This window comes from Bacillus sp. BF2-3 (genome assembly GCF_008368795.1).
Taxonomy (GTDB): Bacteria; Bacillota; Bacilli; order Bacillales; family Bacillaceae_G; genus Bacillus_A; species Bacillus_A cereus.
In genome coordinates this window covers 133,779-155,550 of the sequence record NZ_QOSA01000006.1, presented here as the reverse complement: position 1 = coordinate 155,550, position 21,772 = coordinate 133,779, and the positions used below count along the sequence as shown (strand labels likewise).

Here is a 21,772-nt window from a genome sequence, read left to right as displayed (position 1 = left end):
TGTAATGATTAGAATATTTTAATTTGACTAACGGTTTGAACTGAGGGGTTATTCCCTCAGTTTCATACATATGAAATTTCAAACATGGGGGTTATCACATTGACGACAGGTGAAAAAATTACTGTAACTAATGGTGTTATGAATGTACCAAACAATCCGATTATTCCATTTATCGAGGGAGATGGAATTGGTCCTGATATTTGGGCAGCTGCATCTCGCGTACTAGAAGCAGCAGTTGAAAAAGCTTATGATGGTGAGAAGAAAATCGTTTGGAAAGAAGTGCTTGCAGGGGAAAAAGCATTCAACCAAACAGGCGAGTGGTTACCAGAAGAAACTTTAAACTTAATTCGTGAATATTTAATCGCGATTAAAGGTCCACTTACAACTCCAGTTGGCGGTGGTATTCGTTCTCTAAACGTAGCACTTCGTCAAGAATTAGATTTATATGTATGTCTACGTCCAGTTCGTTATTTTGAAGGTGTTCCTTCACCTGTAAAACGTCCGGAAGATACTGATATGGTTATTTTCCGTGAAAATACAGAAGACATTTATGCTGGAATTGAATATGCGCAAGGATCTCCAGAAGCAGAAAAAGTTCTTGCTTTCTTAAAAGAAGCAATGGGTGTTAATAAAATCCGCTTCCCAGAAACATCTGGTATTGGTATTAAGCCAATTTCAGAAGAAGGGACAAAGCGTCTTGTTCGTGCTGCAATTCAATATGCAATTAACGAAAAACGCTCTTCTGTTACATTAGTTCATAAAGGAAACATTATGAAATTTACAGAAGGTGCTTTCAAAAACTGGGGTTACGAAGTAGCGGAACAAGAATTCGGCGACAAAGTATTTACTTGGGCTGAATACGATCGTATCGTTGAAAAAGATGGTAAAGATGCAGCGAATAAAGCGATGGCAGACGCTGAAGTGGCTGGAAAAATCATCGTAAAAGATTCTATTGCAGACATCTTCTTACAACAAATTTTAACTCGTCCACGTGAGTTCGATGTTGTTGCAACAATGAACTTAAATGGTGACTATATCTCTGATGCACTTGCTGCACAAGTAGGTGGAATTGGTATTGCACCTGGTGCAAACATTAACTATGTGACTGGACATGCTATCTTTGAAGCTACACACGGTACAGCTCCAAAATATGCAGGTTTAGATAAAGTAAACCCATCTTCTGTTCTTCTTTCAGGTGTATTATTATTAGAACACTTAGGATGGAACGAAGCTGCGAAATTAGTAACTGCTTCTGTTGAGAAAACAATTGCTTCAAAAGTAGTAACTTATGATTTCGCACGCTTAATGGAAGGTGCAACAGAAGTGAAATGTTCTGAGTTCGCTAATGAACTTATTAAAAACATGGATGTAGCGATAATCAAAAACGCATAATTAAAGCGGGGGGTAAATTATGACAATCAAACGCAAGAAGGTTTCAGTCATCGGTGCAGGGTTTACAGGGGCAACAACGGCATTCTTATTAGCACAAAAAGAACTTGCAGATGTTGTATTAGTGGACATTCCACAACTGGAAAATCCAACAAAAGGGAAAGCGTTAGATATGTTAGAAGCGAGCCCAGTACAAGGTTTTGATGCTAACATTATTGGAACATCTGATTACGCAGATACTGCTGATTCTGACGTTGTCGTTATTACAGCAGGTATTGCACGTAAGCCTGGTATGAGCCGTGATGACTTAGTAGCAACAAACTCTAAAATTATGAAAAGTATTACGCGCGACATTGCAAAACATTCACCAAATGCAATTATTGTTGTGTTAACAAATCCAGTTGATGCAATGACATATTCTGTATTTAAAGAAGCAGGATTCCCGAAAGAGCGTGTAATCGGCCAATCGGGTGTATTAGATACAGCTCGTTTCCGTACATTCATCGCACAAGAATTAAATCTTTCTGTAAAAGACATTACAGGATTTGTTCTTGGCGGACACGGTGACGACATGGTACCTCTTGTGCGTTATTCTTATGCAGGCGGTATTCCGTTAGAAACGTTAATTCCGAAAGAGCGTTTAGAAGCAATCGTAGAACGTACACGTAAAGGTGGCGGTGAGATTGTAGGCTTATTAGGAAACGGTAGTGCATATTACGCACCAGCAGCTTCTTTAGTTGAAATGACAGAAGCAATCTTAAAAGATCAACGCCGTATATTACCAGCTATTGCGTACCTTGAAGGTGAGTATGGTTATAGTGACCTTTACTTAGGGGTACCAGTAATTCTAGGTGGTAACGGAATTGAAAAAATTATTGAATTAGAACTTCTTGCAGATGAAAAAGAAGCGTTAGATCGCTCTGTAGAATCTGTACGTAATGTAATGAAAGTTCTTGTTTAATAATTGAATAGTAGTGAAAAAGATTCGGGATTCCGAATCTTTTTCTACTATTTACCGAATTGTTTTTTTGAAATAATATGAAAACGCTATCATTTGTAATATCCTATAATGAAACTGTAGATTTATACTATACATTGCCCTCATCATAGTAAATTTCGGATAAGGTATCGCTTTTAGTAGGATAATAAGGTGAAAAAATCGGAGGGGGTTGTAACATGTTAAAGAAAAAAGTTCAAATTGGTCGTAAAATGGATGAAATTACAGTAGGAGAGAAATTATCTATCACTGAAAAAATTGAGGATAAAGATTTGTTATTGTACTTAGGGTTAACGAATGATGCCAATCCATTATATATTCAGCATGATTACGCATCCCAAACTCCGTATGAAAAGCCGATTGTACCAAGCATTATGCTGACGGGAATGATTACAACGGCGGTTACGAAATATTTACCGGGTCCAGGAAGTCATATTACGAGAAAGGACCTTACATTCGTGAAACATGTTCACCATTATGAAACGTTACAAATCCACTTTGAAGTTGTGGCTGTTTCTGAGGAGGAACATACAATTGATATGCTTGTATCTGCTCATGATGAAAAAGGAGAAACTGTTGTGAAAGGTTCATTAACAGTAACGCCACCTTTTAAATCAGTTTCTATTATGGAAAAAGCATTAGATAATTTTTAAAAAGATGAAAATATGAATAGCGCTAGCATACCTTTAATAAGGATGCTAGCGCTATTTTTAGTTGAAGAACCCTTCTTTGAACCCTTCAGCAAATTCTGAGCACCCCGTTTTAATCGTATCCCAGCTCGGAGCGTTAAAAGCAAGGATACATGTGACTGCTAAAGATAGAATGGATAGTATTAGTCGCATAATAGACCTCCGTATATTATTAATTTATATATTAAGATTAATGATATAATTATCGGTAATTGAAGTCAATTAAAGGAGTGGTTTTTTAGGTAAGGTGGAAAAGAGAAGACGTGATCTTTGAAACGGTAAGAGAAGCTGAAGTGTGGGCCAGATGGGGTAGCAAATGAAATGTATGGAAGAGTATTTGATGGATATGAAACACCAGATTATAAAATAGCGTATGCTCTTTCGTTTTTCCTAGCACAAAATTAAGATTTTATAGTTCATACGGAAGTGAGCTTTAAAGAAGAGAGAGCAATCTATAAAGTTTGGCAAAATCCTGTGTAGTTGCAGGTGAATTGTAATTACTTCTATTTTCTCAATTCTACACAAACGCTCTCCATGAATAGACAATTATATTGAGAGGGACCTTGTTTTCTAGTATGATGAGAATAACGGGGAAAATACTAGGATGAAGAAGGTTTCAAGTCTATAACTTGGAGGAAAAGAATGAACAATCGTATTTTAGTAGTTGATGATGAGGAATTTATCTTAACTTTAATCGAATTTAATTTACAACAAGCTGGGTTTGAAGTTATAACAGCGATGGATGGAGAAATGGCGCTTCAAAAAGCGACAACAGAACGCCCAGATTTAATTATATTAGATTTAATGCTTCCGAAAATGGATGGTATGGAAGTGTGTAAAGAATTACGATTGCAGCGCGTTATGACGCCGATTTTAATGTTAACGGCAAAAGATGATGAGTTTGATAAGGTGCTAGGCCTTGAACTTGGGGCGGATGATTATATGACAAAGCCATTTAGTCCAAGAGAAGTTGTTGCTCGTGTGAAGGCGATTTTGCGTCGTACGAAATTACAACAAGAAGAACAAGTTGCAGAAGCGCCAGATGAAGATAGCATCACAATTGCAGAACTTAAAATTTTACCGGAATTTTATGAGGCTTATTTCCAAGGAAGAAAGCTTGAATTAACACCAAAAGAATTTGAACTACTTGTGTATCTTGCGAAAAATAAAAGTCGCGTGTTGACACGTGATCAATTACTAAGTGCTGTATGGAATTACGATTTTGCTGGTGATACACGAATTGTTGATGTTCATATTAGCCATTTGCGCGATAAAATTGAACAAAATACGAAAAAACCGACGTACATTAAAACGATACGTGGTTTAGGATATAAATTAGAGGAGCCAAAAGGGAATGAATAAATTTCGTTCCAGGCTTCTTTTTACATTTGTTTCTCTTATTGTATTTATTTTAGTTGGACTAGGTTTATTACTAGAAACTGTGTTTGAAAACTACTATATAGATCATGCTAAAGAGAGAATGGTAAAAGAGACAGAGTATGTTGCGACGTTAGCAGAAGAGCAAGGTTTTGATAATGTCTTAAAAAACCCATACATATTTGAAAAGTTAGAAGAAAAAATACCAGCTTCTATCGTATTTTTGGATGAAAAAAAGAAAGTTCAATATAGAAAAGGACAAGAATTGGCATTTAGTCCAGAGACGATTAAAGAACTTTCTTCGGAAGTGGCAAAACAACGAAGTAAAGTGATTACGAAAGAAACGGATCGAAAGAATGAATTTTATCATGCGGTGTTCGTTCAAGATGTAGAAGGAAAACAAGGATACATTTTGGTGAAAAGTATAATTGATCCTTTAAGAGACGTACATCAAAAAACGTGGGGATTATTAATTATCGGATTTGTCATTGCTTGTCTCGTAGTTGTATTTTTAGGTATGAAAATTACAGGGCAATATATTAGGCCAATTGAATCGGTTACGAAAGTTGCAATTGAATTGGCAAAGGGCAATTATAAAGCACGTGCATACGAAAGTCATTCGGATGAAACTGGAATGCTGAGTAAAGCGATTAATATTTTAGCTCGAAATTTACAAGAGATGACACTTGAACAAGAAATGCAGCAAGATCGTCTGCATACGTTAATTGAAAATATGGGAAGCGGAATGATTTTAATTGATAGCCGAGGATATATAAACCTTGTAAACCGCTCTTATAAGGAAACTTTCCACGTAACAGATGAAGAATATTTAGATCGCTTATATTATGAATCGTTTCATCATACAGAAATTATTGAGCTTGTAGAAGAAATCTTTATGACAGAAGTGAAAGTGCGTAAACAAATGTTATTGCCACTTGGAATTGAACGGAAGCATTTCGAAGTATATGGAGCGCCGATTATCGGGACAAACCATGAATGGAAAGGGATTGTTCTCGTATTCCATGACATAACAGAGTTAAAGAAATTAGAACAAATGAGAAAAGACTTTTTAGCGAATGTTTCTCATGAATTAAAGACACCGATTACTTCTATTAAAGGTTTTTCAGAAACACTCTTAGACGGAGCGATGGATAATAAAAAATTCTGCGAACATTTCTTGCACATTATTTTAAAAGAAAGTGAGCGCATGCAAGGATTAATTGAAGATTTATTAGATTTGTCGAAGATCGAACAACAAGGATTTAAATTAAATATGGGAACCGTTGATATGAAGGGGCTGCTTGAAGATATTCATATGGTACTTGATAATAAAGCAGGAGAAAAAGAAATCTCTTTACAAGTTAATGTATTAAAACGTGCCTCTGTTATTGGAGATCCAAGTCGTTTGAAACAAATCTTTATTAATTTAATTAATAACGCAATCGTATATACACCGGCTGGAGGCGTTGTTTCAGTAGAGTTAGCGGAAGATAAATATAATGCTTATATAAAAGTATCGGATACTGGAATTGGTATTAGTAAAGAGGAAATTCCGCGTATTTTTGAACGTTTCTACCGGGTGGATAAAGCAAGAAGTAGAAATACTGGTGGTACCGGCCTTGGATTGTCGATCGTAAAGCATTTAGTTGAGGCGCATCAAGGTACGATTACAGTAGATAGTGAAGTTGGAGAAGGGACAACGTTTACAGTTGTTTTACCGAAATCAGCAACTGAAAAATAGGATGAAGGATGTTTACAATATATTAACAATGGCTTAATTAAATATTAATAAAGCTCTGTTAATATAATACATGAAAACCCCTTCATCCAAGGAGTAATTTTGGACGAGAATAGTTAAGCTGTTCTCGTCACTTCCCTTTATGCCAATATAAGTCTGTTTTATATATGAAAGAAAATAGCCGTTATTTTTCTTCTCTCTATTAGTCATGTTAATATAGAGAGAGGAAAGGAACGGTTTTTTTCTGTGAAAAAAATCATTTCAAATTTGTATGGGGAGGTTTCAATTTTGGAAAAAAAGGTCGTATTAGTAGATGGTAATAATATCGCGTATCGTGCTTTCTTTGCACTACCGCTTTTAAATAACGACAAAGGTATACATACGAACGCAATTTACGGTTTTACAATGATGTTAATGAGAATATTAGAGGAAGAAAAGCCAACTCATATGTTAGTGGCGTTTGATGCAGGCAAAACAACGTTCCGTCATAAAACGTATAGTGAGTATAAAGGAGGACGTCAAAAGACTCCACCTGAATTATCAGAGCAGTTCCCGTTTATTCGTGAGATGCTGGATGCGTTCAATGTACCGCGTTATGAATTAGAAAATTATGAAGCGGATGACATCATGGGAACGTTAGCGAAAGAAGCGAGTGAGCAAGGGGCGAGTGTAAAAGTTATTTCAGGAGATAAAGATTTACTTCAACTTGTTTCTGATAACACGCTTGTATGTATTCCGCGAAAAGGGATTACAGAAGTGGATGAATATACGAAAGAAGCTTTATTTGAAAAATACAGCTTATCACCAAAGCAAATTATCGATATGAAAGGTTTAATGGGAGACCAGTCAGATAATATACCGGGTGTACCAGGAGTTGGTGAAAAAACGGCAATTAAATTGTTAACACAGTTTGGAACGGTTGAAGCGGTGTATGAAAATATAGATCAAGTAAGTGGGAAGAAATTAAAAGAAAAACTGGAAGAAAATAAAGAACAAGCTCTTATGAGTAAGGATCTTGCAACTATTATTACAGATGCGCCGATTACAGTTCATGTGGATGATATGTCGTATAAAGGATATGAAGCAAGTGATGTCATTCCAATGTTCGAGAGTTTAGGATTTACATCTCTTTTAAATAAATTAGGCGTTACGCCAGAAGAAACAGCTCCAGCTGAATTAGATGATATTACATTTGATATTGTGGAAGAAGTTACAGAAGAAATGCTTCAGCAAGATAGTGCGCTTATCGTTGAAGTACAAGAAGATAACTATCATAAAGCAGACATTCAAGGTTTCGGTATTCAAAATGAAAATGGATGTTACTTTATTCAGACAGACATTGCTCTTAAGTCAGATGCTTTTAAAGAGTGGCTTGCAGATGGAGAGATGAGAAAGCATACATTTGATGCGAAGCGTGCAATCGTTGCACTGAAATGGAATGGGATAGATATGCAAGGGATTGACTTTGATCTATTAATCGCTGCTTATTTACTTGACCCGGCTGATACAGATAAAGATTTCCGTACTGTAGCGAAAATGAAAGAAACGCATGCTGTGAAATCAGATGAAGAAGTTTACGGAAAAGGTGCGAAACGTGCTGTTCCAGAGTTAAAGGTAGTCGCGGAGCATGTGGCTCGTAAAGTGCATGTATTATATGATGTAAAGCAAACATTCGTTGAAGAGTTAAAGAAGAATGAGCAATATGAACTGTTTACAGAGTTAGAATTGCCGCTTGCACGTGTATTAGCTGATATGGAAGTAAAGGGTGTAAAAGTTGATACAGAGCGTCTTCGTAATATGGGAGAAGAACTTGCGGGTAGATTAAAGGAAATGGAACAGGAAATCTATAAGCTTGCGGGAACAGAGTTTAATATTAATTCACCGAAGCAGCTTGGTGTTATTCTGTTTGAGAACTTAAACTTACCGGTTATTAAAAAGACGAAAACAGGTTATTCTACGTCAGCTGATGTACTAGATAAGCTTATGAATCACCATGAAATTATTCCAAATATTTTACATTATCGTCAATTAGGGAAACTAAATTCAACTTACATTGAAGGTTTACTGAAAGTTGTACATGAAGATTCATCTAAAATTCATACTCGCTTTAATCAAGTGTTAACGCAAACAGGTCGATTAAGTTCAACGGATCCGAACTTGCAAAATATCCCGATTCGATTAGAAGAAGGAAGAAAGATTCGTCAGGCATTTGTTCCATCAGAAGAAGGATGGATTATGTATGCGGCTGATTATTCACAAATCGAACTGCGTGTATTAGCTCATATTGCAAATGATAAAGGGCTAGTTGAAGCGTTCCAACATGACATGGATATTCATACGAAAACAGCTATGGATGTATTTGGCGTTGAAAAAGATGAAGTAACTTCAAATATGAGACGACAAGCGAAAGCTGTTAACTTCGGAATTGTGTATGGTATTAGTGATTATGGTCTTTCACAAAACTTAGGAATTACAAGAAAAGCAGCAGCGGAATTTATTGAAAAGTATTTAGAAAGTTTCCCTGGTGTACAAGAATACATGGAGGACATCGTAAAAGATGCGAAACAAAAAGGATATGTAGCTACATTATTAAATCGTCGCCGTTATATTCCAGAAATTACGAGTCGTAATTTTAACTTGCGTAGCTTCGCTGAGCGTACAGCGATGAATACACCAATTCAAGGTACTGCAGCAGATATTATTAAAAAAGCGATGATTATTATGGCAGATCGTTTAGAAGAAGAAGGATTACAAGCGAGTCTTCTTCTGCAAGTACACGATGAATTAATATTTGAAGCACCAAAAGAAGAAATCGAAAAATTAGAGCAGCTTGTACCTGAAGTAATGGAACATGCGATTGAACTTGCAGTTCCGCTGAAAGTTGATTATTCTTACGGTCCAACTTGGTACGACGCAAAATAAGGAAGTGATGAAATGCCTGAATTACCAGAGGTTGAAAACGTTAGACGGACACTTGAAAATCTTGTAACAGGAAAAACGATTGAAGATGTTATTGTTACTTATCCAAAAATAGTGAAACGACCGGATGATGCAGAAATCTTTAAAGAAATGCTAAAAGGCGAGAAGATTGAAAATATAAAGCGAAGAGGAAAGTTTTTGCTTTTATATGTAACGAATTATGTCATTGTTTCACATTTGCGTATGGAAGGTAAGTTTTTATTACATCAAGAGGATGAGCCGATTGATAAACATACGCACGTCCGTTTCTTATTTACAGATGGAACGGAATTACATTATAAAGATGTGAGAAAGTTTGGTACGATGCATCTCTTTAAGAAAGGTGAAGAAATGAACCAAATGCCTCTTGCTGACTTAGGTCCGGAGCCATTTGATGCTGAAATGACACCGCAGTATTTACAAGAAAGATTACAAAAGACAAATCGTAAAATAAAAGTTGTGCTACTGGACCAGCGTCTTTTAGTAGGGCTTGGAAATATATATGTAGATGAAGTTTTATTCCGTTCTCAAATTCATCCAGAACGAGAAGCTTCGTCTTTAACAGTAGAAGAAATTGAGCGAATTTATGAGGCTACCGTTACAACGTTAGGCGAAGCAGTAAAGCGTGGCGGAAGTACAATTCGGACGTATATCAACTCACAGGGGCAAATTGGTTCGTTCCAAGAACTCCTAAATGTATATGGGAAAAAGGGAGAGCCGTGCGTAACTTGTGGCACGATATTAGAAAAAACAGTTGTTGGCGGGCGAGGAACGCATTACTGCCCAATTTGTCAGCCTAGAATATAGAAAAGAGATAACATCGGATAGGCATTTGTCATATACATACAGCAGAGCTATGTATAAGGGAGGAGCTTACCGATGTACCTTTATTTATCTCTTATTTTATTAGCTTTTACATTAAGCTTAGATAGCTGTAGTGTAGGGCTAACATATGGTTTAAGAAGCGTAAGAATTCCACTAAGATCAATTATAATTATCGGAATGTGTTCAGCGGCTGTTATGCTTGTTTCAATGGGAATTGGACATATGATCGCGAAAGTATTTTCACCTGTTATCGCAACGCGTATCGGTGGGCTTGTTCTTATTGGAATAGGGATTTGGGTATTATATCAATTTTTTCGAAGTGAGAAAAAAGAAGAACCGAAGCAAGAGGAGAAGGTCTGGAAATTAGAGATTGCCTCGCTAGGCCTAGTGATTCAAATTTTACGGAAACCGACTGTTGCAGATTTTGATAAATCAGGCACCATTTCTGCAGGAGAAGCATTACTTCTTGGTATAGCTCTTTCTGTAGATTCATTTGGTGCCGGAATTGGTGCATCTTTATTAGGGTATGCACCCGCTATGATGGCGATATTAGTTGCAGTTATGAGTTCTTTGTTTTTATTTATTGGAATGAAACTTGGAACGGTTTTATCAAATATGAAGTGGTTACAAAAATTTACATTCCTGCCTGGAGTATTACTCATCATTATTGGAATTTGGAAAATGTAAGTATGGGCGTGGAACATTAGTTTCGCGCCTTTTATTATGAGGAGGATTATTATGACAGTAGTAATTGGATTAACGGGAGGCATTGCAAGCGGAAAAAGTACGGTATCAGAAATGTTTCGTGAACTGAGCATACCAGTTATTGATGCAGATATTATCGCAAGAGAAGTTGTAGAGCGAGGAAAACCAGCATATAACAAAATAGTAGAAGTATTTGGAACGGAAGTGTTACAAGAAGATGGAGAATTAGATCGTCCAAAACTAGGAAGTGTCGTTTTCTATAATGAAGAAAAACGATTGCAGTTAAATAAAATTGTTCATCCTGCAGTGCGTGAGGAAATGAATAGGCAAAAGGAAATGTACATAAAAGAAGGTATGCAAGCGGTTGTGTTAGATATTCCTCTCTTATTTGAAAGCAAATTAACAAGTCTCGTTGACCGCATTTTAGTTGTAGCGGTTAAGCCGCATACGCAATTAGAACGTTTAATGAAACGAAATAACTTTTCAGAAGAGGAAGCAACAGCTCGTATTCAATCTCAAATGCCGTTAGAAGAAAAAATGAAAAATGCAGATGAAGTGATAAATAATGATGGCACAATTATGGGAACGAAAACACAATTGCAGGTAATTTTAAAAAAGTGGAACATTATTGACTAAAAAATTGTGAAATTAATGAAAATGCTTAGTGACATATCCCCTTTTTGTGTTATACTATTATTGGGATTGGAGATAAATAGTATAACGCATTCAAGGGGGATAACATATTATGACTCGTGTGGCAATTAATGGATTTGGACGTATTGGGAGAATGGTATTTCGTCAAGCAATAAAAGAAAGCGCATTCGAAATTGTAGCAATCAATGCAAGCTATCCATCTGAAACGTTAGCACACTTAATTAAATATGATACAGTTCATGGCAAGTTTGACGGAACAGTAGAAGCATTTGAAGATCACTTATTAGTTGATGGAAAAATGATTCGCCTTTTAAACAACCGCGATCCAAAGGAATTGCCTTGGACAGATTTAGGTGTTGAAGTTGTAATTGAAGCAACTGGTAAATTTAATTCGAAAGAAAAAGCAATTCTTCACGTTGAAGCTGGAGCGAAAAAAGTTATTTTAACAGCGCCTGGTAAAAATGAAGATGTAACAATTGTAGTTGGTGTGAACGAAGACCAATTAGATATTACAAAACATACTGTTATTTCAAATGCATCTTGTACAACAAATTGTTTAGCGCCTGTTGTGAAGGTGTTAGATGAGCAGTTTGGAATTGAAAACGGTTTAATGACGACAGTTCACGCTTATACAAATGACCAAAAAAATATTGATAACCCACATAAAGATTTAAGAAGAGCACGTGCTTGCGGACAATCAATCATTCCGACAACGACAGGTGCTGCGAAAGCGCTAGCAAAAGTTCTTCCACATTTAAACGGAAAACTTCATGGTATGGCACTTCGTGTACCAACACCAAACGTGTCTCTTGTTGATTTAGTAGTAGATGTAAAACGCGATGTGACAGTTGAAGCTATTAACGATGCATTCAAAACTGTTGCAAACGGTGCGTTAAAAGGTATTGTAGAATTCAGCGAAGAGCCTTTAGTATCTATCGACTTTAATACAAATACACACTCAGCTATTATCGATGGTTTATCTACAATGGTAATGGGTGATCGTAAAGTGAAAGTACTTGCTTGGTATGATAACGAGTGGGGCTACTCTCGTCGTGTTGTAGATCTTGTAACATTAGTTGTTCAAGAGTTAGCGAAACAAGAAAATGTGCAACACATTTAAGTGAATAAGGGAGGAGAGGGCAAGGCAATATTTGCCCTCTTTTTTTAATTTTTTCTGAAAAGGAAAAAAATTATATAAGTATATTTTAAAAAGTGGACATACCACGAAACGTTGTGATTACTGCATTTGTGAATCGTTTATTTTTTTTAGGGAAAAGTAAAGAGGAAAATATGACAGAAAATCGAAAAAACTGTTGTTGCAAAATGAAAATAAACAAAGTATACTAACACTCGTAAACTTAAGAGCTGAGGTACGTAGTCACTACTTAAAGGGTTAGGACCTCTCTGGACTAACTTTCCCCCGTGGTAGTGGAGCAAGCCAAATTGCAAATTAGTTTTCAATTCGAACAGTTAGAATAAATTTACAAGGGGGAACTGTAGAATGGATACTATGGATACGATGGGTCGTCACGTGATCGCTGAACTTTGGGATTGCGATTTCGACAAGCTTAATGACATGCCGTATATTGAACAATTATTTGTGGATGCAGCACTAAGAGCTGGTGCTGAAGTGCGTGAGGTTGCTTTCCATAAATTTGCACCACAAGGTGTAAGTGGAGTAGTAATTATCTCAGAATCACATTTAACAATTCATAGCTTTCCGGAGCACGGTTACGCAAGTATTGATGTTTATACTTGTGGGGATCGTATTGATCCAAATGTTGCTGCAGAATATATTGCAGAAGGTTTAAACGCGAAAACGCGTGAGAGCATCGAGCTTCCTCGAGGCACTGGTAGCTTCGAAATTAAGCAGAGAGAAACAAAAGCTCTTTAAAAAAGAACATAATTGATTTAAAATGTAAAGAGGTGTATAATGCACCTCTTTTTTAGTTTATAAAAAAGGGAAAATATAACGTACTTGTTAGTTGAATAAATTGGACTCTTGCAAATGAGGTAGTGCCCTATATACCATCTTATTTTTAAGGATGAGATGATAAAGTTATGCGCTGGAACTTAAAGTGGTAAGAGAGTTAGAATGAGTTATATAATATTGTATATATATTTTAGGTGAAGTGAGTAGAGAAAAATAAAGAGTATAGTGTAAAGGAGTGAATGAATTGCGTTGTCCATCCTGTTCTCATAATGGTACAAGAGTGTTAGATTCGCGTCCGGTAGACGAGGGGCGCTCTATTCGAAGAAGGAGAGAGTGTGAAAGCTGCTTAAGTCGCTTTACGACCTTTGAAAGGGTAGAAGAGTCACCTCTTATCGTTGTAAAAAAAGAAGGCACACGAGAAGAGTTTAATAAAGAAAAGATTTTACGCGGTTTAATTAAAGCGTGTGAAAAAAGACCAGTATCTTTAAGACAATTAGAAGAAGTAACACAAAGCGTGGAACGTGAACTGCGTAATTTAGGTATATCAGAAGTGAAAAGTGATATGATTGGTGAAATTGTTATGGAAGAACTTCGCGATATTGATGATGTTGCTTACGTACGTTTTGCTTCTGTATATCGTCAATTTAAAGATTTAAATGTATTTATTGAAGAATTAAAAGATATACTGCAAAAAGAAAGAGAGTAGAAGTTGTATTTTATTCTCTTTACATACCGTAAGTAATAGGATAAGAGAGCTAGAAGCGCAAGCTAATAGCTCTTTTTCACTAAGAATTTATATAATGAAGATAGAACGAATGAAGTAGAGGATAGATTGGATGAGAGAAAGGAAAAGCAAGAATGGAAAAACAGTCATGGATGGAGCTATTGCCGATTGATCGTTATAAAGTAAGTGCGAAAGGACTACTGCACAATTACGACCGAAAAGTGTTAACGATGTTGTATCAGCCGTTAATAGGTAGTAGAGCTTTTAGCTTATACATGACACTATGGGGAGAGCTTGAGCAAGATCGTGTATTTGGAAAAGAGAGTACGCATCATTCCCTTATGGTGACTATGCAAATGCAACTTCCTGAAGTATATGAGGAACGAGTAAAGTTAGAGGCAATTGGGCTTTTGAAGGTATATATTAAGAAAGAAAAAGATATTCGAATGTTCATATATGAGTTGCAACCACCTTTATCTCCGAAGCAGTTTTTTGATGATATTGTTTTAAGTATCTTTTTATACAATCGATTGAGCAGGACAAAATATAATCAAGTAAAGCAATATTTCTTAGAAGAAGAATTTGATTTTGCTTCTTATGAAAATGTTACGCGTTCTTTCAATGATGTGTTTGGTTCGTTTAATCCAGGACAGCTTGAGCATGCGCAAGAAGACCTTCGTATTCCCAAAACGACAACTATGCCAAGTAACGAGAAGGGAGACGCTCCGAAAGTTTGGAATGATTTCTTTGATTTCTCTTTATTTGTAGATGGATTGTCCGCTCTTGTTCCTAAAAAGGCGATTACAGATCAAGTGAGAGACTGCGTTATAACACTTGCTTACGTGTATGGTGTAGATGTGTTATCGATGCAAAATATCGTTCTTGGTGCAGTAACAGAGATGCAAACAATTGATATGGAAAGGCTTAGAAAAGGAGCGCGCGATTGGTATCAATTTGAAAATGGTCAAGCATTACCGGTATTAAGTGAAAGAGTACAGCCTCATGCTGCACGTACGATGAAAGAGAAAGAGCCTTCATCGCAAGAGGAGATGCTAATAAAGCAGCTAGAGGAAATCTCACCAAAACAACTATTGAAAGAGATTTCTGGTGGTGCAGAGGCAACGAAAGCGGACTTGCAGATCGTTGAAGATGTCATGATTAATCAAAAATTGACACCAGGAGTTGTGAATGTACTTATTTATTACGTTATGCTACGCTCAGATATGAAACTTGCGAAAACGTATGTCGAAAAGATTGCTGGGCATTGGGCACGTAAAAAGGTCGGTACAGTAGCGGACGCGATGGCGTTAGCGAAAGAAGAGAACCGTCAATATCAAGAGTGGGCTGAGACGAAGAAAAAAGGCCGTACGGCGAAGAAAACGGTGCGGAAAGAAATGGTGCCAGATTGGCTTAAGGAAGAAGAGCCGAAAGAACAAGAGAAAGAAACAGTGAAGAAAGATGTAAGTGTAGAAAAAGATGCAAGTACGCTAGAAGATGAACGAAAACGACTAGAAGAAGTGTTAAAAAAATATAAGCGTGATTAATAGAAGAGAATGAACGCTCTTTGAGGTGAGAAAATGGAGCATATTCAAAATTCATTTGCAAAATTAATGGAAAATGAAAACTTTAAAAATAGATATGAAGTATTAAAGGCAGAAGTAATGGCGCATCCGCGTGTGAAAGAATTTATAGATGAACATAAGGGTGAAGTAACGACTTCTATGATTGAGCGCAGTCTTGTGAAGTTATATGAATATATTGGACAAAGTGTAGGTTGCGTGGATTGTCCGGATTTAGGCTCATGTAAAAATATGCTACAAGGGTACGAGCCAAAGCTTGTTATTCAAGGGAAGATGATTGATATTCAATACGATCGCTGCGTTAGAAAAGTAGCGCATGACGAGAGAAAGAAATATGAAAAACTCGTTCAAAGTGTATATATGCCAACGGATATTTTGCAGGCAACTATGGAAAACTTAGACCCTTCTGATTTAAATGCACGTATCGATGCAATTGGTGCAGCGAATGAATTTTTAAGTACATATGAACCAGGTAAAAAAGCACAAGGTTTATATTTGTACGGTAAATTTGGTGTAGGAAAAACGTATTTGTTAGGAGCAATAGCGAACGAGCTTGCTCGAAAGAAAATAAGTTCGATGCTCGTATACTTCCCGGAATTTTTACGTGAAATTAAAAGTTCAATTCAAGATAATTCGATTGGTGAAAAGATTGATGCGGTTAAACGCGTACAAGTTTTAATGTTAGACGATATTGGGGCAGAAGCGATGTCAAGCTTTGTGCGTGACGATGTGCTTGGTGCAATCTTGCAATTCCGTATGTTAGAAAACTTACCGACGTTCTTTACGTCTAATTTTGATTTTAAACAACTGGAACACCATTTAACGTATACGCAGCGTGGTGAGGCTGAAGAAATGAAAGCAGCACGTATTATGGAAAGAATTAAATATTTAGCGAAACCAATTCCAATTGGTGGGAAAAACCGTCGTCATAAGTAAAAGAGTAAGCTTCTCAGCTTGCTCTTTTTTTGTATTATAGTGATATTTTCTTTTCGAATATGAGATCGAAATATTCAGGTTGTCCAGAACTGCCAAACGTAGGGGCAACAATCTGTACGAACCTCCAGCCATCTCTAGCATGTTCTTGAATAATTTCTTGGTAGTCTTCAGCTGGTTTTGAGCGAGTGAACCCCCAATGTAATTCGACTTTTACGAATTTATATTCAAACATTCAGATACCCCCTTTTATTGATAAGTAAAGTATACAATAAAAATTCATAGTAGCTTGTATCATTTTTTTCTCCCTCCCTTAATATATATAAAATTAGCAAGCCATATTGAGTGGATTTTCTAACGATAGGAAATGTGATTCTACTAAGAGTGAAATTCACGCGGGACGGACTCTTATAGGATTTGTAACGTATAGATACAGTCCTTTAGAGCGGGGATAAAAGGGGGGACAAAAGTGATTGAAATTTGCTTCGAAGAAAAAAATGATGCTATGCACGTATATAGACAATTGCTGAAAAGAGCGGAAGTGTTATATAAGGAAACGAGTGTGTATTTACAGGAACAAAAAGTGGTGATTCACATACCAGTACGTGAATCGAATTATATTGAAAAAATCTTATTGCCAGTGATGGTGTATTTCATTGTGAATGTGAAACAAAATGAGTGGATTTATACGATTTTAAAAGAAAAGTTTTTTTATGAAGAACAAGAAGAGTGTCATCAAATATTGCACATGGCACATGAGATTTTAAAGGGAAGAAGAAAAGGTGTAGCTCAGGATTTAACGCGTAACGCATTTGAGTCATATATTAAGTCTTCTTTAAATAATTGGCTTTGTGATCCGCTCTCATTCTCGTTTTCATCATATATCCGTTTTCGTCTTCGTACATATAGGGAAATGGTGGCTAAACTTGCGGAAGTGGCAATTGATGAATATAAGATGGAGCAAGAATACCAAATGTTCATTGAGACGCTTCGGCAACAAGTAAGTAGCCGTAAATCACGTTTGTCTTGCGTGCATCTTATTTTTGATGAAAGCTTTATCTTTTATGATGATAAAGGTAGACGTTTAAAACAGGAGAAGTTGGTCCAATATATAGATGAGGAATTATTAAAGCAAAATGATGTATATATTGATACGAAAGTAATTGCGCCGCTTCTTTCTATTTCGCCTAAAAAGATTTATTTATATACGAAAGAACAAGACCATAATATGATTATTACTTTGCGAAATGTGTTCCAAGAACGGGTCCAATTACATGGATTACATGATTTTGAGCGCAATGTGAAAAATTTAAAAAATAAAGGTAACGCCCTTGATTTTCTAAGTTTTTGAGCATATAATTACCTACATAAATGAAATATATTGAAATGTCATGATGAGGACATGAGTAGTTTTCTACGATTTTCAGAGAGGGAAGCCTTAGGGTGTGAGCTTCCTAGTACGGGATTATTACTTACCACCTCTAAACTTTAGCAGTGAACGGTTTTTCTAGTAATTGCTAACGGACAACACCGTTATGTTGAACTTGAGCAATTAACAATTATGTTAATTGGAACAAGGGTGGAACCACGAATTCAACACTCGTCCCTTTTTACGGGATGAGTGTTTTTTATTTTGAGAAAAAGAGGAGTGACCAGTGATGGCAGATGTAGTTAAAATTACTTTCCCTGATGGAGCTGTGAAGGAGTTTCCAAAAGGCGTAACAACTGAAGAAATCGCAGCTTCTATTAGCCCAGGCTTAAAGAAAAAAGCTGTAGCTGGAAAATTAAACGATGAGATGATCGATCTTGTTACACCAATCGAAGAAGATGGTGCAGTTTCTATCATTACATTAGATTCTGAAGATGGCCTATATATTTTACGCCATTCAACAGCCCACCTTTTAGCACAAGCGTTAAAACGTTTATATAAAGATGTTAAGGTTGAGCTCGGCATTGGTCCAGTAATTGAAAATGGCTTCTACTACGATATTGATATGGAAGAAGCAATTACAGTTGAAGACTTCAAGAAAATCGAAAAAGAAATGCAAAAAATCGTGAACGAGAACTTAGAAATCGTTCGTCATGAAGTACCACGTGCAGAAGCAATTCGTCGCTTTGAAGAAATCGGCGATGAGTTAAAATTAGATTTAATTAACGATCTTCCAGAAGATGCAGTTATTTCAATCTATGAGCAAGGCGAATTCTTCGACCTTTGTCGTGGTGTTCACCTTCCATCTACAGGGAAAATTAAAGTGTTTAAATTATTAAGCGTTGCAGGTGCTTACTGGCGCGGCGATAGCAATAATAAAATGCTACAACGTATTTACGGTACTGCATTCGTTAAAAAAGCGGAATTAGATGAGCACTTACGTATGCTTGAAGAAGCGAAAGAGCGCGATCACCGTAAATTAGGTAAAGAATTAAAACTATTTACTAATAGCCAAAAAGTAGGACAAGGTTTACCACTTTGGTTACCAAAGGGTGCAACAATTCGTCGTATTATCGAGCGTTATATCGTTGATAAAGAAGCAAGCTTAGGCTATGATCACGTATATACTCCAGTACTAGGAAGCAGAGAGCTTTATGAAACTTCTGGTCACTGGAACCACTACCGTGATGGCATGTTCCCATCAATGGAAATGGATAACGAAGAATTAGTTCTTCGTCCAATGAACTGTCCTCATCATATGATGGTTTATAAAAATGATATTCACAGCTACCGTGAATTACCAATCCGTATTGCGGAACTTGGAACAATGCACCGTTATGAAATGTCAGGTGCGTTATCTGGATTACAACGTGTACGCGGAATGACTTTAAACGATGCGCATATTTTCGTTCGTCCAGATCAAATTAAAGAAGAGTTAAAACGTGTTGTAAACTTAACTCTAGAAGTGTACAAAGATTTCGGTTTAGAGAACTACTCATTCCGTCTATCTTACCGCGACCCAGCAGATACTAAAAAGTATTATGCGGATGATGAGATGTGGGAAAAAGCACAAGGTATGTTAAAAGAAGCTATGGATGAAATGGGTCTTGATTACTATGAAGCTGAAGGTGAAGCGGCATTCTACGGTCCAAAACTTGACGTTCAAGTTCGTACTGCTCTTGGAAAAGACGAAACACTTTCAACTGTACAATTAGACTTCTTGCTTCCAGAACGCTTTGAATTATCATACGTTGGTGAAGACGGTAAACAACATCGTCCAGTTGTAATTCACCGTGGTGTTGTATCAACTATGGAACGTTTTGTAGCCTTCTTAATTGAAGAATACAAAGGTGCATTCCCAACGTGGTTAGCTCCAGTTCAAGTACAAGTAATTCCAGTTTCTCCGCAAGTACATTTAGACTATGCGAAGAAAGTACAAGACGAATTGCGTCGTGCTGGTATCCGTGTTGAATTAGACACTCGTGAAGAGAAGATCGGTTACAAAATCCGTGAAGCACAAATGCAAAAAATTCCGTACATGCTTGTAGTAGGTGACAATGAAGTAACTGAAAACGGCGTAAACGTACGTAAATATGGTGAACAAAAATCAGAAACAATCGCATTAGATGCTTTTGTTGACATGATTAAAGTAGAAGGAAAACGATAAGAAAAAGCCGCGGTATACCGCGGCTTTTTTATGTAATATACTTGAGGAAAATTAGAAAAAATAACCATGTAACACTTATCATAAAAAAGTATTGCAAGTATGTTAGTTGTTTGTTACAATATTTCTTGTTGTTAGTAAAACACATCGCGTCTTCTTGACAGACGTCATGTCCTATGATAAACTCATCAAGGATAATAGAATATTGTTTTGTGGAACAAGTAGAAGCACCCGCTTCTCACCTGATGGACGCATTCGCAGTTAACAGGTAAATGTATTTCTTACTTAAGATTTTACAAGTGTGGGTGTCGTATGCCCGCACTTTTTTTGTTCGGGTTCTATGACTACAAAATATGTTCTGAGAAAACCTTGGAGGTGGCTTACTATTAGCAAGGATATGATGATTAACGAGCAAATTCGTGCACGTGAAGTACGTTTAGTTGGCGCAAATGGCGATCAACTTGGAATCAAGTCTCGTAATGACGCTTTAGACTTAGCTGCAAATCTTAATCTTGATTTAGTATTAGTTGCTCCAAATGCGAAACCGCCAGTATGCCGCATTATGGACTACGGTAAATTCCGCTTTGAGCAACAGAAGAAAGAAAAAGAGCAGCGCAAAAATCAAAAAGTAATTAGCATGAAAGAAGTTCGTTTAAGTCCAACAATTGATGAACACGACTTTAACACAAAACTTCGTAATGCTATCAAGTTTTTAGAGAAAGGCGACAAGGTTAAAGCATCAATTCGCTTTAAAGGACGTGCCATTACTCATAAAGAAATCGGTCAACGTGTTTTAGATCGCTTCTCAGAAGCTTGTGCTGAAGTTAGCACAGTTGAATCTAAGCCTAAAATGGAAGGACGCAGTATGTTCTTAGTTTTAGCACCGAAAAACGATAAGTAATAGATAGAGGAGGAAATACCTATGCCTAAACAAAAAACTCATCGCGGCGCTGCAAAGCGTTTCAAAAAGACTGGATCAGGTAAACTGAAACGTTCTCACGCTTACACAAGCCATTTATTCGCTAACAAATCTACAAAAGCTAAACGTAAACTACGTAAAGCTGGTGTAGTAAGCGCTGGTGACTTCAAACGCATTCGTCAAATGCTTGACAACTTAAAATAAGTTCGGCTGATATATAGAACAATTAGGAGGTAATATTATGCCAAGAGTAAAAGGTGGTACAGTTACTCGTCAACGTCGTAAAAAAGTAATTAAATTAGCAAAAGGTTACTACGGTTCAAAAAATACATTATTCAAGGTTGCTAACCAACAGGTTATGAAATCTCTAATGTATGCATTCCGTGACCGCCGTCAAAAGAAACGTGACTTCCGTAAATTATGGATTACACGTATCAACGCAGCAGCTCGTATGAATGGTCTTTCTTACAGCCGCTTAATGCACGGTCTTAAAAATGCTGGCATCGAAGTTAACCGCAAGATGCTTGCTGACTTAGCTGTTCATGACGAAAAAGCTTTCGCTGAATTAGCAACAGTTGCAAAAAACAACATTAACTAATTAATTAGTTGAAACCTTAGAAGAATTTTCTTCTAAGGTTTTTTTATTTGTATTCAAATAGAAGTTAGAAGTGAAAGAAATTCTAAAGATTAACGGCTATGTTGTTATCAATATGACAAAAACAATATAAAAGTTATAGCAGTATAGAAGAATATACATA

General features: G+C 36.6%; 21 protein-coding genes, 1 pseudogene and 2 other annotated features. Of the genes and pseudogenes, 20 read left to right on the top strand and 2 right to left on the bottom strand.

The annotated features are described in order from the left end of the window. Positions 1 to 99: 99 nt before the first annotated feature. The 3 genes from icd (at position 100) to DN401_RS06390 (ending at position 3,039) form a co-directional block, all read left to right on the top strand. Positions 100 to 1,392, top strand: coding sequence for an NADP-dependent isocitrate dehydrogenase (gene icd / locus DN401_RS06400; protein WP_000206898.1), 1,293 nt, complete (start codon positions 100 to 102; stop codon positions 1,390 to 1,392). A gap of 19 nt (positions 1,393 to 1,411) precedes the next feature. After that, positions 1,412 to 2,350: a malate dehydrogenase gene (gene mdh, locus DN401_RS06395; RefSeq protein WP_000153230.1), complete on the top strand. Its 939-nt coding sequence runs from the start codon at positions 1,412 to 1,414 to the stop codon at positions 2,348 to 2,350. Positions 2,351 to 2,565: 215 nt separating this feature from the next. Next, a complete protein-coding gene (locus tag DN401_RS06390) occupies positions 2,566 to 3,039 on the top strand; it encodes a MaoC family dehydratase (RefSeq protein WP_000914180.1) in 474 nt (157 codons plus the stop codon). A gap of 57 nt (positions 3,040 to 3,096) precedes the next feature. On the opposite strand, the gene DN401_RS30115 is transcribed toward DN401_RS06390, so the two are convergent. Next, on the bottom strand, positions 3,097 to 3,228 hold the full coding sequence (locus tag DN401_RS30115) for a hypothetical protein (protein ID WP_001237022.1): 132 nt from the start codon (positions 3,226 to 3,228) through the stop codon (positions 3,097 to 3,099). 110 nt (positions 3,229 to 3,338) lie between these two features. Between DN401_RS30115 and DN401_RS30110 the strand changes: the two are divergent. The 12 genes and pseudogenes from DN401_RS30110 to dnaI all read left to right on the top strand — a co-directional run bounded on the left by DN401_RS30110 (position 3,339) and on the right by dnaI (position 16,505). Continuing rightward, positions 3,339 to 3,555, top strand: a pseudogene (locus DN401_RS30110) (hypothetical protein). 162 nt (positions 3,556 to 3,717) lie between these two features. Continuing rightward, the gene (gene phoP / locus DN401_RS06385) at positions 3,718 to 4,437 is read left to right on the top strand and encodes a two-component system response regulator PhoP (RefSeq protein ID WP_001065220.1); all 720 of its coding nucleotides are present in this window, start codon (positions 3,718 to 3,720) and stop codon (positions 4,435 to 4,437) included. Further along, positions 4,430 to 6,193 (top strand): sensory box histidine kinase PhoR, encoded by a 1,764-nt coding sequence (phoR, locus tag DN401_RS06380; protein WP_001032102.1) that lies wholly within the window; start codon positions 4,430 to 4,432, stop codon positions 6,191 to 6,193. Before phoP ends, phoR begins: the two co-directional genes overlap by 8 nt. Before the next feature lie 285 nt (positions 6,194 to 6,478). Next, positions 6,479 to 9,112: a DNA polymerase I gene (gene polA, locus DN401_RS06375; RefSeq protein WP_149287630.1), complete on the top strand. Its 2,634-nt coding sequence runs from the start codon at positions 6,479 to 6,481 to the stop codon at positions 9,110 to 9,112. A 12-nt stretch (positions 9,113 to 9,124) separates the two neighbouring features. Continuing rightward, positions 9,125 to 9,955: a DNA-formamidopyrimidine glycosylase gene (gene mutM / locus DN401_RS06370; RefSeq protein WP_001114478.1), complete on the top strand. Its 831-nt coding sequence runs from the start codon at positions 9,125 to 9,127 to the stop codon at positions 9,953 to 9,955. A gap of 72 nt (positions 9,956 to 10,027) precedes the next feature. After that, a complete protein-coding gene (ytaF, locus tag DN401_RS06365) occupies positions 10,028 to 10,660 on the top strand; it encodes a sporulation membrane protein YtaF (RefSeq protein ID WP_000281744.1) in 633 nt (210 codons plus the stop codon). Positions 10,661 to 10,711: 51 nt separating this feature from the next. After that, positions 10,712 to 11,314: a dephospho-CoA kinase gene (gene coaE / locus DN401_RS06360; RefSeq protein ID WP_000219283.1), complete on the top strand. Its 603-nt coding sequence runs from the start codon at positions 10,712 to 10,714 to the stop codon at positions 11,312 to 11,314. A 109-nt stretch (positions 11,315 to 11,423) separates the two neighbouring features. After that, positions 11,424 to 12,452: a glyceraldehyde-3-phosphate dehydrogenase gene (locus DN401_RS06355; protein WP_000198975.1), complete on the top strand. Its 1,029-nt coding sequence runs from the start codon at positions 11,424 to 11,426 to the stop codon at positions 12,450 to 12,452. Positions 12,453 to 12,842: 390 nt separating this feature from the next. Further along, positions 12,843 to 13,226: an adenosylmethionine decarboxylase gene (gene speD / locus DN401_RS06350; RefSeq protein ID WP_002003660.1), complete on the top strand. Its 384-nt coding sequence runs from the start codon at positions 12,843 to 12,845 to the stop codon at positions 13,224 to 13,226. A gap of 283 nt (positions 13,227 to 13,509) precedes the next feature. After that, complete coding sequence (nrdR, locus tag DN401_RS06345) at positions 13,510 to 13,971, top strand: transcriptional regulator NrdR (protein WP_001203687.1); 462 nt, start codon at positions 13,510 to 13,512, stop codon at positions 13,969 to 13,971. Positions 13,972 to 14,123: 152 nt separating this feature from the next. Beyond that, the gene (locus DN401_RS06340) at positions 14,124 to 15,533 is read left to right on the top strand and encodes a replication initiation and membrane attachment family protein (RefSeq protein ID WP_000415056.1); all 1,410 of its coding nucleotides are present in this window, start codon (positions 14,124 to 14,126) and stop codon (positions 15,531 to 15,533) included. Between the two features lie 33 nt (positions 15,534 to 15,566). After that, entirely contained in the window at positions 15,567 to 16,505 is a 939-nt protein-coding gene (gene dnaI, locus DN401_RS06335) for a primosomal protein DnaI (protein ID WP_000400104.1), read from the top strand. Positions 16,506 to 16,539: 34 nt separating this feature from the next. Here dnaI and DN401_RS06330 read toward each other — a convergent pair whose 3' ends face one another. Then, positions 16,540 to 16,737, bottom strand: coding sequence for a DUF4177 domain-containing protein (locus DN401_RS06330; RefSeq protein WP_000464456.1), 198 nt, complete (start codon positions 16,735 to 16,737; stop codon positions 16,540 to 16,542). Between the two features lie 234 nt (positions 16,738 to 16,971). Here DN401_RS06330 and ytxC point away from each other — a divergent pair, with 234 nt between their 5' ends. From ytxC to rplT, 5 genes are all read left to right on the top strand, one after another. Next, positions 16,972 to 17,853 carry a putative sporulation protein YtxC gene (ytxC, locus tag DN401_RS06325; protein ID WP_000569629.1) on the top strand — a complete coding sequence of 294 codons (882 nt, stop codon included), beginning with the start codon at positions 16,972 to 16,974 and terminating at the stop codon, positions 17,851 to 17,853. A 31-nt stretch (positions 17,854 to 17,884) separates the two neighbouring features. Then, positions 17,885 to 18,113: a binding site (T-box leader), on the top strand. 47 nt (positions 18,114 to 18,160) lie between these two features. Then, entirely contained in the window at positions 18,161 to 20,098 is a 1,938-nt protein-coding gene (gene thrS, locus DN401_RS06320) for a threonine--tRNA ligase (protein WP_000786083.1), read from the top strand. A gap of 210 nt (positions 20,099 to 20,308) precedes the next feature. Continuing rightward, positions 20,309 to 20,429, top strand: a sequence feature (ribosomal protein L20 leader region). Between the two features lie 63 nt (positions 20,430 to 20,492). Continuing rightward, complete coding sequence (gene infC, locus DN401_RS06315) at positions 20,493 to 20,996, top strand: translation initiation factor IF-3 (protein WP_000973215.1); 504 nt, start codon at positions 20,493 to 20,495, stop codon at positions 20,994 to 20,996. Between the two features lie 21 nt (positions 20,997 to 21,017). Continuing rightward, a complete protein-coding gene (gene rpmI / locus DN401_RS06310) occupies positions 21,018 to 21,218 on the top strand; it encodes a 50S ribosomal protein L35 (RefSeq protein ID WP_001125945.1) in 201 nt (66 codons plus the stop codon). A 37-nt stretch (positions 21,219 to 21,255) separates the two neighbouring features. Further along, the gene (rplT, locus tag DN401_RS06305; RefSeq protein WP_001138362.1) at positions 21,256 to 21,612 is read left to right on the top strand and encodes a 50S ribosomal protein L20; all 357 of its coding nucleotides are present in this window, start codon (positions 21,256 to 21,258) and stop codon (positions 21,610 to 21,612) included. Positions 21,613 to 21,772 lie beyond the last annotated feature (160 nt).

Excerpts from the sequence above, each read along its gene's own strand:
- mdh (WP_000153230.1), top strand. The coding sequence starts at position 1,412 with ATGACAATCAAACGCAAGAAGGTTTCAGTCATCGGTGCAGGGTTTACA.
- DN401_RS06390 (WP_000914180.1), top strand. The coding sequence starts at position 2,566 with ATGTTAAAGAAAAAAGTTCAAATTGGTCGTAAAATGGATGAAATTACA.
- DN401_RS30115 (WP_001237022.1), bottom strand. The coding sequence starts at position 3,228 with ATGCGACTAATACTATCCATTCTATCTTTAGCAGTCACATGTATCCTT.
- phoP (WP_001065220.1), top strand. The coding sequence starts at position 3,718 with ATGAACAATCGTATTTTAGTAGTTGATGATGAGGAATTTATCTTAACT.
- phoR (WP_001032102.1), top strand. The coding sequence starts at position 4,430 with ATGAATAAATTTCGTTCCAGGCTTCTTTTTACATTTGTTTCTCTTATT.
- mutM (WP_001114478.1), top strand. The coding sequence starts at position 9,125 with ATGCCTGAATTACCAGAGGTTGAAAACGTTAGACGGACACTTGAAAAT.
- ytaF (WP_000281744.1), top strand. The coding sequence starts at position 10,028 with ATGTACCTTTATTTATCTCTTATTTTATTAGCTTTTACATTAAGCTTA.
- coaE (WP_000219283.1), top strand. The coding sequence starts at position 10,712 with ATGACAGTAGTAATTGGATTAACGGGAGGCATTGCAAGCGGAAAAAGT.
- DN401_RS06355 (WP_000198975.1), top strand. The coding sequence starts at position 11,424 with ATGACTCGTGTGGCAATTAATGGATTTGGACGTATTGGGAGAATGGTA.
- speD (WP_002003660.1), top strand. The coding sequence starts at position 12,843 with ATGGATACGATGGGTCGTCACGTGATCGCTGAACTTTGGGATTGCGAT.
- DN401_RS06340 (WP_000415056.1), top strand. The coding sequence starts at position 14,124 with ATGGAAAAACAGTCATGGATGGAGCTATTGCCGATTGATCGTTATAAA.
- dnaI (WP_000400104.1), top strand. The coding sequence starts at position 15,567 with ATGGAGCATATTCAAAATTCATTTGCAAAATTAATGGAAAATGAAAAC.
- DN401_RS06330 (WP_000464456.1), bottom strand. The coding sequence starts at position 16,737 with ATGTTTGAATATAAATTCGTAAAAGTCGAATTACATTGGGGGTTCACT.
- thrS (WP_000786083.1), top strand. The coding sequence starts at position 18,161 with ATGGCAGATGTAGTTAAAATTACTTTCCCTGATGGAGCTGTGAAGGAG.
- infC (WP_000973215.1), top strand. The coding sequence starts at position 20,493 with ATGATGATTAACGAGCAAATTCGTGCACGTGAAGTACGTTTAGTTGGC.
- rpmI (WP_001125945.1), top strand. The coding sequence starts at position 21,018 with ATGCCTAAACAAAAAACTCATCGCGGCGCTGCAAAGCGTTTCAAAAAG.
- rplT (WP_001138362.1), top strand. The coding sequence starts at position 21,256 with ATGCCAAGAGTAAAAGGTGGTACAGTTACTCGTCAACGTCGTAAAAAA.